We start from the raw sequence: 14,195 nt of genomic DNA, 5'->3' as shown, positions 1-14,195 counted from the left end.
ACCAGAGGCTATCTTTGTCCCGTGATCAATGTGCTCGTGGTCGAGAGTGATTCGGACCGAAAGGCCTTCCCGTCGATCGGCGGAGTCCACTTCCGCAGTTGCACGATCCCCGAACTCGTCGACGCTGTGTCGTGGGCAGAGGTTCTACTGTTTCGCACGTTCGAGGCAGTCGACCTGCAGAATGTGTGGCCGCACGCCGACAAGCTTCGCTGGATTCATGTGTCGAGCGCCGGGGTCGATCGGGTGCTGGATCCGGTGCTGCGGGACAGTCCGTGGGTGCTCACCAACTCCGGCGGCATTCTCGACCGTGCGATCGCCGAGTACGTCGCTGCGGGCGTTCTGGCGTCGATGAAGAAGCTGCCCGAAGCGCTTCGGCGACAACGTGAACGGGTCTGGGAGCATCGCCTCACCAGTGGAATCCACAATCGGAGGGTGCTGGTCGTCGGTCCGGGTTCGATCGGCCGCGCCATCGGTCGCGTTCTCGGTGCACTCGGCATGCGTGTCGACGCGGCCGGTACATCCGAGCGGCCGGGAGATGCGGAGTTCGATAGAATTCGTTCGGTGGACGAGTTACCCTCCTACGCAGATGAATACGACGTGGTGGTGCTGTCCGCGCCGCTGACCGAGAAGACCCGCGGGCTCGTGAATGCAGAGGTCCTCGGGGCAATGCGTCACGACGCGGGGCTGGTCAACATCGCCCGTGGGCCCGTTGTCGACGAACAGGCCTTGTGTGAGGCATTGGATTCCGGGGCGATCGGATGGGCCGTGTTGGACGTCTTCGAGGTCGAGCCACTTCCGACGTCGAGTCCGCTGTGGGAGCTCGACAACGTGATTCTGACGGCGCATCTGGCCGGTGACGCCGACGACTTCGCCGATCGGCTGTGGACGCTGTTCGAGGACAATCTCGATAGGTACCGGCGGAACGAGTCCCTGGTCAATGTGGTGGATAAGCAGGCGGGCTACGTCCGCCGGTAGAAGCCGACGTCAATCTATGTGTAACACGCCGTCGCGTGTATTAGTGTCGGTGGAATGCGTGAGATAAACCATTCGGCGGTCGCGTCGACACCCCGCGATGCGGCTTTCGCCTACCTCGACGACTATCGAAACGTCCCGAGGTGGATGTTCGGGATCACGCGGTTCGAGCCGAGGAGTGAGACCACCTCCGGTCTCGGGGCGACGTACGACGCAACCATGCAGATCGGCCCCAAGTCGTTGAATTCGATCGTGCGCGTCACCGAATGGGTCGAGAACGAGCGACTCACGCTCGAATCGGTCGAAGGCCTGTCCAACTCCTCGACCTGGTCTTTCACGGACCTGGATGAGGGCCGGACCCGCCTCGATGTCATCTTCCGTTACAGCCTGCCCGGGGGTATCGCCGGTAAAGTTCTCGGGGCCGTTGTGGAGCCCGTCGTCGGGCAGGCGATTCGGCACACCGAGTCCACATTGCGGTCGCAACTGGAATCGGCCGAACATCGGTAGTCCCGAATAATCGGTACTCTGGCTAACGTGACGGACGAGCCGGAACGACCCCGCGGACTGAGCTTCGGCAGAGTCGCCGAGGAGTACGACCGGGCTCGCCCTGGATACCCGCCGGCGCTGTACACGGATGTTCTTGCCGGCGGTGCGACCCGCGTGTTGGAAGCGGGAGCCGGCACCGGAAAAGCCACCGTCGCGTTGGCCGAACGCGGCGCTTCGGTGGTTGCGGTCGAGCCGGATTCGGGTATGGCCGAGGTGATCCGACGCCGCACCGAGAACATGGACGTCGATGTTCAGGTCTCCCGGTTCGAGGACTTCGTCGGTGCGCCTTCATCGTTCGATGTCGTCGTGGCCGCTCAGGCGTGGCACTGGGTGGACCCCGATCGAGGAGCCGCGGTGGCGGCTCGTGCGTTGGTCCCCGGGGGATCACTTCGGTTGTGGTGGAACATGCCCGGTCAGCTCGACGGGCCGGTGTGGGAGTCGGTGCGGGCTGCGTACATCGCGACCGAGCCGGACGCCGCGCCGCTGTTGGCGCACTCCCTCGGCGTGCAATCCGAGACCGCGGTACCCCGCGCGGCCGGCTTCGGCCCCTGGTCCACGTCGACGTACGAGTGGGTTCAGCGTTACTCCGCGGACGAATTCTGCGCGATGGCCGCGACACATTCGAGTCACCTGATTCTCACCGACACACGTCGGCAGGAAGTGCTCCGAGCGGTTCATGCGGCTATCGACAGCCACGGCCACCTGGATTATCAGTACGTCACGCAGATGATGACGGCGACTCGAGGCTAGGCCACCGTCGTGGTGCAGACGACGAATTGCCGTGCTTCGTAGGCGAATCCGCCTTCGGGGCAGTCGTTGGGGTCCGCGGTACCGGTCTTGATCTCGGTGACCTTTTCCACGCTCGTCGCGCTGGGGTCTGCGCAATCGACGCGGGCGGGCTCGTCCATTCCGGTACTCGGCACGCTCATGCAGCCGTCGATGACCCAGTCGACGTCGAGGCACAATGCGCCCTGCTCGACACCGTTCAGAGTCTCGTAGTACGTCTGGTTGACGTCGGTGGGGCACTGCTCGTTCTCTGCGGCTTTGGCGATGACCTTGTAGTTGGACTCCATGCTGCCGCATTCGGCGTTGTCGATTTCGGCGGCCGTCATCGTGCCACCGAGCTTGACGCACTGGCCGATCTCGACGTCGATGTCGGTGGAGCCACCAGCGTCGATGCCTTCCTGGCCGGACACGTTGTCGGTGGTGGTGGGGGCTGCGGAGCTGCTGGAGGCAGTGGTGTCTGCGGCAACGGCGGTGCCGGCGTCGGACGACGAACAGCCCGCGGCGAGCATCAGCGTGAGGGCTGCACCCGCGGCGAGAAGGCCTCGAGATAGTGCGTGCATCGTGGCATGACCTTTTGGACTCGTCCAGGCGAAGGAGCATTCCTTCGTCGGCAGCCCCGCGGGCCACCGATGAAAGATTCTCGACCATCCGGGCGGTTTTGCAAAGTCACGAACGGAACACGATGCGCGCCACCCACTTGGTGTTGTGCACACCGGGAAGCGCGGGAACAATAACGCGTGCCGGGTAGCCGTGATCGAGCGAGAGATCGACGCCGTTGACTTTCAATGCCAACAGTGAATCAGGATGGAGAGCTTGATTGCCCTGCAGCACAGCACGACCGAATGGGCCACCCTGTTCTATCGAAATGACTTCCGCGGACCTGGGTGCGGGTACACCTGCCAATGCTGCGAGTTCGGCCAACGGAACGCCCGTCCAACTCTGCGTGGTCGACCACCCTTCGACACAGGCGATGGGAAGTTCGGCGGTGTGCTGAGTCATCGACAGCAGCCTGCCGCGGGAGAGCACCACCGGTTCCATGTTCTCCGAAGTACTTTCGACGGACAGTGTCCAGTCTGCGCCCGTCTGTTCTTCGGTGACTCCGGCCGCCTCGGCAGTGCGATTGATCTGAAAGTCGTTGGGCCCGTCGCCGTACGACCGCCCACGCGGAAGGAGAATTGCCGCCTTGCGTAGGACGCCGCCGACGGTCTGCCCCACCGTCAACACGGCCACGAAACCCATTCCGGCGGCGACCAATCCGATCGCACCGCGTCGGCTCATGGTCTGGTGTGGCCGGCTCGGCGCTTCGTTGCGAGCACGCAAGACGTCCATCAACGATTCCGATCGAAGGGTCCGCCACATCAGCGGCACCTTGAGGCCGAGGTGCACCAGGAATCCGGCGATGAAAACCCAGGCACCGAAGTAGTGAGCGGCGTAGAAGTCGAAGCCGAACACGTAGTCGTATTGGATGTTCAGCACGCCGGTCACGATCTCGAACAGCAGACCTCCGACGAGTGCCAGCAGCGACAGTCGTTCGAGTGCATGTGCCGGCGACCGCACCGGCGGCAGTTCGACGAGCTTGGGCATCACCGACCAGAGCTTGGCGATGACGAGCGGGACGATGATCAGGCCCAGCCCGACGTGCAGGCCCTGCGTCAGCTGGTACAGCCAGGCCGGGTTCGTCGGCCAGTCGAAGAACGGTAAGCGCAACCACCCGACGGCACCTGGTTTGGCCTGGCCGAACTGCGGCCCGTACGCGCTGTAGGACAGTAGGCCTGTCAGAATCACGATCGGCAGCGCAACGAGCAGCACCGCGCCGAACACCGACGTCAACCACGTGCTGCGCAGCGGACTGCGAAAGCGCGCGAGCGGGTTGGGTGCGTCGGCCATGTATGGCATTCGCTGCCCGACCCGTCCCGGATGTGTGGCGGCGAGTTCCCCTTCCTGTTCCATGGCTCGGTAGAAGGCCTCGGCATCCTCGGCCGTCGACACCTTGGGGCGGCTGGACGCCCATCGGCGGAACAGCATTTCGTATCGGTCGCCCAACGCCGAGGGCAGTGCCGGATAGCGTGCCGCGATCTCGGCCGCTCGTTTGTTCAGCAACGCCGCTCGGACAGTGTCCACTGTCGCAGAATCGAATTCGGCGGGCAGTGGCCCACCTGCCACGAGAGCGCGTACCAACTCTTCTTGACGGCGCGCCAGGTCGTCGTTCACCTCGCGTACCCGGACGTCCGTACCCCGGTGATGCGATCGAGTCCCGCCGCATCTGCGATCGCATCCAGTTCTGCGAGTAGCTCGGCCTCGGGTGGATAGTGACCGTCGCGTTCGAGCATCAGGGGCGTGCGATGACCGGCCATCGCAAAGGTCCGTAGTAATTCGAGGACTTCGTCGGGCACGGGCGCAGTGTGGGTGTCGTGATAGATGCCGCCACGGACCGTGCCACCGGCGATGTGGCAGTAGGCAATTCGATCCAGCGGCAGGCGTTCGAGTTCGGTCCACGGGTCGCGGCCTCGATTGAGTGCGTTCGCGTACACGTTGGCGATGTCGAGCACCAGGCTCACGCCGGTCCGCTCGACGAGTTCTGCCAGGAACTCACTCTCGGTCAATTGGTCTTCCGGCCAATCGAAGAGGGTTGCAATGTTTTCCACCGCCAGCGGAACCGGCACACCATCCTGCGTTCGTGCGATGTTTCGCGCGAGCGCCGTCAGTGCTTCGTGGGTGCGTGGTACCGGAAGCAGATGACCGGCCTCGATTCCGTCGGCGCGGACGAAGGCGATGTGCTCGCTCACCAGCGGGGATCCGAGCATGGATGACACTCGTGCCAGTCGGTCGATATGGTGCTGTTCCACCGGCTCGGCACCGCCCAAGGACAACGAGATTCCGTGCGTGACGACGGGAACTCCCAAGGTGACGAGGCGATCGGGTGCCTGCTCACCGATCGATTCGGCGATGACCTCGCAGAACGCCAGCCCCGGGAGTTCCGAGACGATGCCGGATATCTCCGAGCGCCAACCGATCCCGAGCCCGACGGGCACTGTGTCGGTGTTCAACCTCCACAACCTCCGCCGCCGCATCCCCCACCGCCACCGCCGCAACTGCTACTGCCGCCGTCGCCTCCGCTGCCTCCGCTGTCGCCGCCGAAGCCGAACGACGCGGCCCCACCGGCCTGGGCGGTGCCGTAGCTGAGTGCACCGGCCATCGCCGGATCGAGCATCAGCAGGGCCCCTGCTCCGAAAATGGCTGCAGACAATCCGGCACGAGTCGGCCCGTAGGCGGTGAAGGACGGTCGCGCGCGGGGTGAAAGGTAGTCGTTCTCGGCGCGGAGCCGGCGTAGTTCGGTATCGCCCGCAGCTGTCCGACGGCGTCGACGAAGCAGAACCGGCACCGCCGCGAACAGGACGAGCACGATCGCGACGAGAAACCAGACGGGCTTGCCGTTCGCGGTGCCGGCGACGATGCGGGCAATTCCGACTGCGATGACGAAGACAACCGGGAATACCCGTGTGACAGCGGAGCCGCGTGCGCCGTGCAGCAGACCCTCGTCGACGAGAGTGCTCCGCAGTTGCGCGCATGTGCCCGACATGTTCGCCACCAGTCGGGAGCGAACCAGGGGTGCTTTACCGCTACCGAGGCGTTCGAGAACGGTGCGGGTGAACCAGTCCAGCTGTGACCGCTCGATGGCGCTCAGCTCGCGGCGCTTTCTTCCTTGCGAGTCGATGATCTCGGCACCGCGAAGTATGGCCAACGACGCCATCACTGCCTGGGAGTCGCTGGTGAGCACACCTACTTCGGGGGGTGTGAGCACGCGGCCTGCCGACGTCACCGGGGTCGATCGGTGAGCGGCTATCCAGTTCCCCGCCATCGTCAGGAGTATCGCGAGAACGGCCGCGAGCAGGTACCAGCGGAGAAAGTCTGTGCTGGGGATGCCCCAGGTGTCCGAACCGCTCATGGCCACACCCACTTTCCGTCGGATCCAGCATCTGATGCTCAGTATCGGGCCCGTGGGCGAGAAAGCAACCCCGACGACGTCCCCGCGGGGACGGGTGCGTCGGTTTCCCGCCGTTCTTGTCGGTGCCTCGTCGTACTGTCGTCGAACGTACATTCGACGAGTGGGGGCATTCATGGTCGAGACTGCAGACATCGAGACGGAGATATGCGCGCTGGCGGGCCAGATCGCGGCTGCATCTGCGCAGTATCTGATCCTGGTCGGTGAGTTCGATGCTCGACGTGGGTGGGCCGCGTGGGAGACGAGGTCCTGCGCGCACTGGTTGTCCTGGCGCGCCGGAGTCGATCTGCACACTGCCCGTGAGCAGGTGCGGGTGGCCAAGGCGATGCGCGAGCTGCCCCTGATCACCTCTGCGTACCTGAGCGGCACGGTGTCGTACTCGAAGGTGCGCGCGATGACCCGTGTCGCAACTGCCGACAACGAAGCGTCACTGCTGCAGAAGGCGCTCGATGCACCCGCCGCGCACATCGAACGTCTCTGCCGTGGTCTGAAGAAGGCGATGCGGCCGACCAGAGGCAACGGCGTCGACCTCGATCCGTGTGTGGGACGGTGGCGCTGGGACGACGAGGACGGCTCGCTCGTGGTGACGGCGCGCTTTCGGCCCGAGGACGGCAAGCGATTTCTGGCTGCGGTGACCAGGGCCGAGTACGAGCGCACTCGCACGGAGGTGGAATCCGAGGGTGACCGGTCGGCCCCGGCGCCGCCGAACCCCGTTCCTGCGCTCGTCGCGATGGCGGAGATGGTGTGCGCCGCCATCGATTCACCGGTCGTCTCACCTGCCGCGGAGGTGTTGGTCCACCTCGGCGACAGCACCGAAGCAGGGTGCGATCATGCTCATTTCGACGACGGACCTGGTCTGGACGACGAAACTCTCGCTCAGGTGTTGTGTTCGTCGGTCATGCGAGTCGTCGGTCACGGCCGGTTGGGAAAAACTGTGCGGTGGAGTACCACGGCCAAAGCTCCGAGTCGAACCCAGTTGCGTCAGTTGATCATTCGCGATCGATGCTGCTCGGTGCCCGGGTGCAGGCGCACCCGATTTCTGCATGCTCACCACGTCACCTACCGCTCGCGGGGAGGCGCGACCTCGCTCGACAACTTGGTCCTGCTGTGCGGCGAACACCATCGAGCACTGCACGACGGCTACTTCCTCATCGAATCCCTCGGCCACCAACGATTCACGTTCCGGCACCCGTCGGGAGGAGAGATGGTTCACGCGCCGGCGCTGTCCGGAGACGCCGAGGTCCGCCGGCGGCAATATCAGCACATCGAACCCGACGCCATTGTCCCGAACTGGGGCGGGGAAGGCCTCGACCTGAGCTACGCGACCGACGTTCTGATCACCAACTGGCAGCAGGCTGCATGAAAAGGGGCCGTTCAGGGCAAGTTAGTGTGACGAAGAGACTCGGACAAGAAGCGGTGGGATATGAGCGTCGACAGATCGATGGCGGACGAACAGTCCTGGCCGGTGGAACAATGGCCGAGCTGTGAGGATGCGACCAGGCCGGAAAACGACCCGTTCTACGCCGCGCCCGAGGGCTACGAAGCGGCTCTACCGGGGACGATTCTCAAGGTGAGGCCTGTCGAGGTCGCGATGTTCGGCCACGTGCGACAGCGAGTCGACGCATGGCAGCTGCTGTACCGCACCGCCGATCTGGGCGGTGTACCGCAGGCCAGTGTGACGACGGTGCTGCGGCCGCAGAATGCCGAACCGGTGTTGCTCTCGTACCAGTGCGCCATCGACGGCGTTGCGTCCTCGTGCTTCCCGTCCTACGCGCTTCGACGGGGCTCGAAGGCCCTCGGCGCAGTTCCTCAGTTCGAGTTTCTGCTGGTTCTGCATGCCCTGCGCCGCGGATGGACCATCTCGATCCCCGACCACGAGGGACCGGACGGACATTGGGGGTCGCCGCAGGAACCAGGATTCTGCACACTCGACGCGATCCGCGCGGCGCTGTCGTTCGAGTCGTTGGAGCTGCACGAGAGCACGCCCGTGGCATTGTGGGGATATTCGGGCGGAGGGCTGGCGACGTCGTGGGCCGCGGAGATGGCCCCCGAATACGCGCCGGAGCTCGAGCTCGTCGGTGCCGCCCTCGGCTCCCCCGTCGGCGATCCGGGTTCTGCGTTCACCAGGCTCAACGCGACGCTGCACGCGGCTCTGCCGACGCTTGTTGTCGCGGGACTGCGACGCACCTACCCCGATCTCGATCGTGTGGTGCGTCAGTACGTCAGCGAGGACGGAATGCGCATTCTCGATTCCGTCGAATCGATGACGACCGTTCGCGCTGTCAGACGGCTGGCTCGGCACGATCTCGACAACCACATCGACATTCCGCTTGCCGACCTGCTCGCCCTACCCGAGATCGTGCAGGTGTTCCAGGACATCCAGCCCGGTCGCACTGCTCCGTCGGTGCCGTTGCTGGTCGTGCAGGCCGTGCACGACCAGATCATTGCCGTCGACGACGTCGACGGCCAGGTCGATCGGTATCTCGAAGCCGGCGCACACGTGACCTACCTGCGAGATCGGCTGAGCGAGCACCTGTCGCTGCATCCGCTCAGTGCGCCCCTGACCCTCGATTGGCTGGCCGATCGCTTTGCCGGCCTTCCTGTTGCCGAACCGGCGACCAGAACGGTGTGGTCGACAGCGTTCTCGTTCGCGGCTGTACGGGGCTTGATGTCTCTGACCTGGACAACCGTCCGAGCATTGACCGTCGGCGTCAGGGCGTAGCTACTCTCGGTGCGATGCAGCGAACCTGGGTACGGATTCTCACCGGAACGATCGCGACGCTGGGCATCGTCACCGGACTCGTCGCGATGGGGGCGTACTACACCGACACCCGCATCAACGTTCTGATCGCGCTGGCATCGTTCGTTCCCCTGATGCTCGTCGCTGTCGTGGTCGGTGCCGTCGTCGCGCTGATCGGTAGGCAATGGATTCTGGCGGCGGTGTCGGCCGTCGTGTTGGCATCAGCCGCAGTGGCGTACGCACCTCTGTACGTGGCCGACGCGGCATCCCAGGACGAGGCGAGCGGCGATGCCGTCCGGCTGCGGGTGATGCAGGCCAACCTGATGGTGGGCAGCGCCGATCCGTCGGTCGTCGTCGGATCGGCACGCGACAACGCCGTCGACGTCGTGACGATCCAAGAGCTGACCGATGCGTCGGTGCTCGGGCTACGGGATGCCGGCATGGAGCAACTCTTTCCGTACAGCTACCTGCGAGCGTTGCCGACGGGTGGCGGAGGTGCCGGAATCTACAGTCGCACACCGCTGTCCGACAACCGCGAACTCGCCGGCTACGGGCCCGTGAACCTGGCCACCTCCGTCGACGTTCCCGGATCGGAGCCAGTGACGCTGCTGGCCGTCCACCCCGGCCCGGCATACGTCACCCCGGCCGATATCTGGACCGCCGAATTGGACACGCTCCGTAGCGATCTCGAGGCGGTGTCGGCAAGCGGTCCCGTCATCGTCAGTGGTGATTTCAACACCACGTATTCGCACAAGAAGTTCAGGAACCTACTCGATGCCGGATATACCGACGCTGCAGCACAATTGGGGATGGGGCTGATCCCGACCTATCCCACGGACAAGGGCACTCCGGCCGTCGTCGGCATCGACCACATTCTCACCAATTCCGGGCACGCCCGATCACTGGAAAGAATCGACCTCCCGGGATCGGACCACCACGGTCTGATCGGGGAGATCGAGTTCTCCGGAGTCAGCTGACGCGCGCCGACTGCTTGCGAGACTTGCCGCACTGCAACAGAATTCGCACCTTGGCTGGAGTTCCGTCGAGTGAGGTCACGATGTCGTCACGGGTCCGTGCTGCGGCGTCGGAGACCTGCTCGAGGGACGTGACGGCTGGATCGAGCGTCGCGACGATCTCGACCACGCGCTGTCCCCTGTCCGAGACAGAGCGACCGGAGGCCGAGACGATTCCGTCGTGACCTGCCAGCGACTTGGCTGCACTACGGGCCGCGGTGCCCAGGTCGACGCTGAGCCTGCCGTCGACCTGGGCACCGTCCACGTTCGTGACCTCGGCCGACGTGGATCCGAAGGCCACGGTCCCGACCGATCGGCGCGGCAGGTGCGCGAGCAACCACCACAGACCCAGCAGGATCAGCACGACAGCGGCTACGCCGAGAGCCCAGGGCCACCAACCGGCGTCGACGGCGGTGTCGACAAACGCGGCGTCCAGCCGCTCGCGGCCGGGAAGCTCGCCGCGTTCCCACGCGATAGCTCCGCCGCCGAGAGCGATCAGAGCCAGCCCGACGACGGCTGTGCCGGTGCGGTCGAGCGATGCGGTTGCACGTTTCACAGCTGCTGTCCTTTCATGAGGCCTGTCCTGTCGTTCGCACTCGGGTGCGCACCTTGGGTGCCGACGCGAGTGGGCGGAGGGCGTCGTCCACGGACGTCACGACCGCGGACTTCAGAGCCGAGGTGTCGGTACCGGCCACGGTGGAGACGGCGACGGTCACCTTCTTGTTGCCTGCCTTGGCGGACGCGGTGTCGACGCCCACACTGTCCAGGGCGGCAGATCGCGCGACGGCAGCGACGTCGCCCTTACGAAGCCAGACGCCCTGCTCGGTGAGAGCACGGTGGGTGCGACGACGTGGGCGAATTGCCACGAACACGAGAACGAATCCGATGACGACGGCGGCGATACCTGCGGGCAGCATCCACTGCTGAGCGGTGAGCCCGTCGAGGTTCGACGCGGCCGGGCCGACCCACTCGGAGCCGTCGAGAGCGGCCAGCTTCAGCAGCGCCTCGCGGCCGAGTACGACTCCGGCGGCGATGAGAACGAGAGCGAACAGGACGGCCGGAACAGCTGCGGTGGGGTTGGCCACCGGCTTCTTGCTTGCTTGCTCTGTCACTGCACTCTCCCTTCTTCGCTGGTGGGCTCGGCCGGTATGCATTCGACGGTCACGTCGACTCGGTCGACGGTGTAGATACCGAGTTCGGACAGGTCTCTGGCCACGGCGGCGCGAACGTTCGCAGCCACTTTCGCCAACGGTGAGGGCCAGGTGACTCCGACGGAGACCTTTGCTCGCACGCGCTCGCCGGTGATCGTCACATCGGCCTTCGGCAGATCACGCCCACCGAGGAGGTGCAGTCCGGGCTGGCGGTCGGTGACGGAGTCGGTACCGCGGGCCGCCAGAACGGCCAGGCGTTCGACTGCCTTGTGCTTGATCTCCAGGGAACCGCGATCGCCGGGGTCCGCGAGTGACCCCGGGGTTGCTGCCGGTGTCCCGGGGGTCGTGGGGGCTGCTGCTGTGTCAGTCACGACCGCGACCACGCATGATCGAGTTCAGATCCAGTTCACCGTCGATGTAGCGGCCGACGAAGAAACCGAGTCCGCCGAGGACGATGGCGATGAGGAAGCCGGTGAAGCCGCCGGCTGCTGCGGCGATGGCCAGCAAAAGTCCCACGAACAAACCGATGGTTGCAGTGGTCATGGTCTTGATCTCCAGTCAGAGTGTTCGGATGTCGAGGGTTCAGATGTCGAAGTAGTTGCGTCGAGTGACGCGTTTGCGGAGCCGGGCGATGCGTTTCGGCAGTGTGCGCAGTGGCGTCGGTACCGAGGACGAACGGAACGCTGTCGGTGCGCTGGCAGTGTTGATCGGAGTCGACGGAAGTACGGCGAACCGGCGGTCGACTTCCGCGAGCTCTGCCATGTACCGGGCGGGATCACCACCGATGTCGGGGTGGTGTTCTCGGGCCACAGCGCGCCGGGCCGCCTTGTACGCGGCGGCCCGGTCGCGCGCTGAATGCTCGTTCACCTGGTCAGACTCGCACAATTCAGACCCGCACGACATCCTCGACTGTGACGTGCACGGGCCCGTCGACCATTGCCGCGACAGTGCTGCGCACTGCCTCGGCGGTCTCCCGTACGGCGTAGCCGAACTGGAGAATGACGTGTACCTCGGTGCCGTCGTCTGCGATCCGGATGCCGGCGACGCGGCGTCCGGGTAGGTAGGTCGCAGCCTCGCCGAACATGCCGCCGTGCAGCCCGACGACACCGTCGATCGCCTGCACGGCGTCGGCGATGTCCTCGGACTTGTCACGGTCCGTCGGGTTCGGGTCGGTCACTGCACTCGGGTGGAGGCGGTCTCGGTGGTCTCCTCTTCGTCCGAGCCGTCGTCCAGGTAGATGTCGTGAACGACGATGTTGACCTCGGTGACCTCGAGGCCCGTCATGCGCTCGACGGCATTGATGACGTTGCGGCGGATGCCTGCTGCGAGGTCTGCGATCGAGACGCCGTAATCGGCGACGATGTCGATGTCGACCGCTGCCTGACGCTCGCCGACCTCGACCGAGACGCCCTGCGACTGGTTGACGCGGGCACCCGGGATACGCTCGCGCAGGGCACCGATCGCGCGGCTCGCTCCGCCGCCGACGGCATGTACGCCCTGGACCTCACGGGTGGCGATGCCGGCGATCTTCGAGACGACGGTATCGGCAATGGTGGTGCGGCCCTGCGAGCTGACGAGCACGGAATCCGACTTCGTGGTGATGTCGGTCTTGCCTTCGCCTGCTGCGGATACGGTTGCCTTGGTGTCCGTCGTGGAGCTCATGACTGCCTCTCTTCGCTGAGTAGTGGTGCACAGTGTGTGTCAGGAGTTGGTCGTAGCTCGATCACCGAAACGCACGTACAAATAAAGTGACCTACGTCATAGATTACGTCTGGGGGCCCGATGGAGTGGAGAGATGCGTCGGACCGCGTACTCGTCGGCGCAGCCGCGCTCGGCGAGACGGATGCGTTCGAGGAGATCGTGGGCCGATACGGACCGGAGATGTTTCGGTACGCCCGAAACATGCTGTCCGATCAGGGTGCAGCAGAGGAGGTGGTGCAGGACGCGTTCGTCGCAGCGTGGAAGGGGCTCGACAACTTCCGGGGCGATTCGGCTCTGCGCACCTGGCTGTTCTCGTTGGTCTCGCACAAAGTGATAGATCATCGCCGGCGTCGCAGCGTTCCTCCTGCCGAAGACTGGGTATTCGAGCGCAAGAGCACGGGCGCGGGCAGTGATCCCGAGGCGGACATCGAAGCAGACAGCTTCATGGCCGAATTGGGTGTGGCACTGGCGGAGTTGCCCTATCGGCAGCGGGCCTGCTGGTTGCTTCGGGAGGTCGAGGGCCTGACCCATCCGGAGATCGGCGCGATCATGACGTTGTCCGCAGGAGCAGTACGAGGTCAATTGACCAGAGCACGAGCAACATTGAGCGAAAGGTTGGCGACATGGCGAACCCGGTAGAACCGAATGCGGTTCTCGCGCGTGCTGCCACCGAGCTTCGGGAGGCACCGCAGGAACCGAACTGGGTGGACATCAGCTCGTCCATCCTCGCGAAAGTGCGCAATACGACGCGTCGCACCTGGCCGATCGACAGCGCCTTCCCGGCGGGTTCAGCGGCCGATCCACGGGACTCACTGCGGATCAGCGATCACATCGTCAAGACGACGTTGCGCCGTGCTCTCGCGGGCGTACACGGTGCACAGCCCACCGAGATCGACCTCGACCTCGACGATCACGCCTGCACAGGTCTGTTCGTCGCGGTGATCGGCGTGTACGGCGACGATCTGCAGGCGGCAGGCGAAGAACTGGCATCGATCGCCATCGACGTGGTCGCGGACCTGCTCGGCGTCACCCTCGGCAGGGATGCGGTCGAAATCCGCGTCGACGACATCGAGGAGCGCTAGCGGATCGCGATCGGCCGAGGAGCGCTAGCGTAAAAACTCCGTCATGACCGCAGGTCGTGAGCGTAGGAAAGCGTAAGGAACGCGTTTTCGTTCGCTGGTGGGATCCAAGATCGAGCAATGACCGAATTGCTCTGTCTCACGGTGGCCGCGTTCGTCGCGGTCTACCTGTTCGTCGCTCTCCTCGATCCGGAGAGGTTCTGA

Annotated in this window: 20 protein-coding genes; 9 read left to right on the top strand and 11 right to left on the bottom strand. The window is 64.9% G+C overall.

The features are described 5' to 3' along the window. The first annotated feature begins 21 nt into the window (after positions 1–21). The 3 genes from J2X62_RS08195 to J2X62_RS08185 are packed head-to-tail and all read left to right on the top strand — an operon-like array spanning position 22 to position 2,268. Positions 22–975, top strand: a complete 954-nt coding sequence (locus J2X62_RS08195; protein ID WP_310179636.1) for a D-2-hydroxyacid dehydrogenase — start codon at positions 22–24, stop codon at positions 973–975. Positions 976–1,029: 54 nt separating this feature from the next. After that, complete coding sequence (locus tag J2X62_RS08190; protein WP_032367705.1) at positions 1,030–1,479, top strand: SRPBCC family protein; 450 nt, start codon at positions 1,030–1,032, stop codon at positions 1,477–1,479. A 27-nt stretch (positions 1,480–1,506) separates the two neighbouring features. After that, complete coding sequence (locus tag J2X62_RS08185) at positions 1,507–2,268, top strand: class I SAM-dependent methyltransferase (protein WP_310179634.1); 762 nt, start codon at positions 1,507–1,509, stop codon at positions 2,266–2,268. Here J2X62_RS08185 and J2X62_RS08180 read toward each other — a convergent pair. The 4 genes from J2X62_RS08180 to J2X62_RS08165 all read right to left on the bottom strand — a co-directional run bounded on the left by J2X62_RS08180 (position 2,265) and on the right by J2X62_RS08165 (position 6,250). Next, a complete protein-coding gene (locus tag J2X62_RS08180; RefSeq protein WP_032367706.1) occupies positions 2,265–2,864 on the bottom strand; it encodes a hypothetical protein in 600 nt (199 codons plus the stop codon). The genes J2X62_RS08185 and J2X62_RS08180 overlap by 4 nt on opposite strands. 106 nt (positions 2,865–2,970) lie before the next feature. Further along, positions 2,971–4,200, bottom strand: coding sequence for a molybdopterin-dependent oxidoreductase (locus J2X62_RS08175; RefSeq protein ID WP_052056662.1), 1,230 nt, complete (start codon positions 4,198–4,200; stop codon positions 2,971–2,973). A gap of 311 nt (positions 4,201–4,511) precedes the next feature. Next, entirely contained in the window at positions 4,512–5,375 is an 864-nt protein-coding gene (locus J2X62_RS08170) for a DUF692 domain-containing protein (protein WP_310179630.1), read from the bottom strand. Then, positions 5,348–6,250 (bottom strand): TIGR04222 domain-containing membrane protein, encoded by a 903-nt coding sequence (locus J2X62_RS08165; RefSeq protein WP_057474542.1) that lies wholly within the window; start codon positions 6,248–6,250, stop codon positions 5,348–5,350. Before J2X62_RS08165 ends, J2X62_RS08170 begins: the two co-directional genes overlap by 28 nt. Positions 6,251–6,422: 172 nt before the next feature. On the opposite strand from J2X62_RS08165, the gene J2X62_RS08160 reads away from it, so the two are divergent. The 3 genes from J2X62_RS08160 to J2X62_RS08150 are packed head-to-tail and all read left to right on the top strand — an operon-like array spanning position 6,423 to position 10,024. Next, positions 6,423–7,670 carry an HNH endonuclease signature motif containing protein gene (locus J2X62_RS08160; protein WP_310179628.1) on the top strand — a complete coding sequence of 416 codons (1,248 nt, stop codon included), beginning with the start codon at positions 6,423–6,425 and terminating at the stop codon, positions 7,668–7,670. A gap of 60 nt (positions 7,671–7,730) precedes the next feature. Continuing rightward, the gene (locus tag J2X62_RS08155) at positions 7,731–9,029 is read left to right on the top strand and encodes a lipase family protein (RefSeq protein ID WP_310179626.1); all 1,299 of its coding nucleotides are present in this window, start codon (positions 7,731–7,733) and stop codon (positions 9,027–9,029) included. 14 nt (positions 9,030–9,043) lie between these two features. Further along, positions 9,044–10,024, top strand: a complete 981-nt coding sequence (locus J2X62_RS08150) for an endonuclease/exonuclease/phosphatase family protein (protein ID WP_051364960.1) — start codon at positions 9,044–9,046, stop codon at positions 10,022–10,024. Here the strand turns inward: J2X62_RS08150 and J2X62_RS08145 are convergent. The 7 genes from J2X62_RS08145 to J2X62_RS08115 are packed head-to-tail and all read right to left on the bottom strand — an operon-like array spanning position 10,017 to position 12,873. Further along, on the bottom strand, positions 10,017–10,616 hold the full coding sequence (locus J2X62_RS08145; protein WP_310179624.1) for a hypothetical protein: 600 nt from the start codon (positions 10,614–10,616) through the stop codon (positions 10,017–10,019). The two genes, J2X62_RS08150 and J2X62_RS08145, sit on opposite strands and share 8 nt — an antisense overlap. Positions 10,617–10,629: 13 nt before the next feature. Continuing rightward, complete coding sequence (locus tag J2X62_RS08140; protein WP_310179622.1) at positions 10,630–11,172, bottom strand: DUF6286 domain-containing protein; 543 nt, start codon at positions 11,170–11,172, stop codon at positions 10,630–10,632. Beyond that, positions 11,169–11,582, bottom strand: a complete 414-nt coding sequence (locus tag J2X62_RS08135) for an Asp23/Gls24 family envelope stress response protein (protein ID WP_032370065.1) — start codon at positions 11,580–11,582, stop codon at positions 11,169–11,171. The genes J2X62_RS08140 and J2X62_RS08135 overlap by 4 nt, the downstream gene beginning before the upstream one ends. After that, positions 11,575–11,754 carry a hypothetical protein gene (locus J2X62_RS08130; RefSeq protein ID WP_027495126.1) on the bottom strand — a complete coding sequence of 60 codons (180 nt, stop codon included), beginning with the start codon at positions 11,752–11,754 and terminating at the stop codon, positions 11,575–11,577. Before J2X62_RS08130 ends, J2X62_RS08135 begins: the two co-directional genes overlap by 8 nt. 39 nt (positions 11,755–11,793) lie before the next feature. Continuing rightward, entirely contained in the window at positions 11,794–12,078 is a 285-nt protein-coding gene (locus J2X62_RS08125) for a hypothetical protein (protein WP_162182897.1), read from the bottom strand. 19 nt (positions 12,079–12,097) lie between these two features. Further along, on the bottom strand, positions 12,098–12,388 hold the full coding sequence (locus tag J2X62_RS08120) for an Asp23/Gls24 family envelope stress response protein (RefSeq protein ID WP_032369996.1): 291 nt from the start codon (positions 12,386–12,388) through the stop codon (positions 12,098–12,100). Continuing rightward, positions 12,385–12,873: an Asp23/Gls24 family envelope stress response protein gene (locus J2X62_RS08115; RefSeq protein WP_027495128.1), complete on the bottom strand. Its 489-nt coding sequence runs from the start codon at positions 12,871–12,873 to the stop codon at positions 12,385–12,387. The genes J2X62_RS08120 and J2X62_RS08115 overlap by 4 nt, the downstream gene beginning before the upstream one ends. Positions 12,874–12,993: 120 nt before the next feature. Between J2X62_RS08115 and J2X62_RS08110 the strand changes: the two genes are divergently transcribed. The 3 genes from J2X62_RS08110 to J2X62_RS25435 all read left to right on the top strand — a co-directional run bounded on the left by J2X62_RS08110 (position 12,994) and on the right by J2X62_RS25435 (position 14,195). After that, complete coding sequence (locus tag J2X62_RS08110) at positions 12,994–13,551, top strand: sigma-70 family RNA polymerase sigma factor (protein WP_310179607.1); 558 nt, start codon at positions 12,994–12,996, stop codon at positions 13,549–13,551. Further along, the gene (locus J2X62_RS08105; protein WP_045841590.1) at positions 13,536–13,994 is read left to right on the top strand and encodes a hypothetical protein; all 459 of its coding nucleotides are present in this window, start codon (positions 13,536–13,538) and stop codon (positions 13,992–13,994) included. The genes J2X62_RS08110 and J2X62_RS08105 overlap by 16 nt, the downstream gene beginning before the upstream one ends. Before the next feature lie 117 nt (positions 13,995–14,111). Beyond that, positions 14,112–14,195 carry a potassium-transporting ATPase subunit F gene (locus J2X62_RS25435; RefSeq protein WP_072691966.1) on the top strand — a complete coding sequence of 28 codons (84 nt, stop codon included), beginning with the start codon at positions 14,112–14,114 and terminating at the stop codon, positions 14,193–14,195.

Origin of the sequence: Rhodococcus sp. 3258, from assembly GCF_031456475.1 — a bacterium.
GTDB classification, from domain to species: domain Bacteria; phylum Actinomycetota; class Actinomycetes; order Mycobacteriales; family Mycobacteriaceae; genus Rhodococcoides; species Rhodococcoides fascians.
Note: the sequence above shows the minus strand (reverse complement) of the source record. Positions and strands in the feature narration are given on the sequence as shown.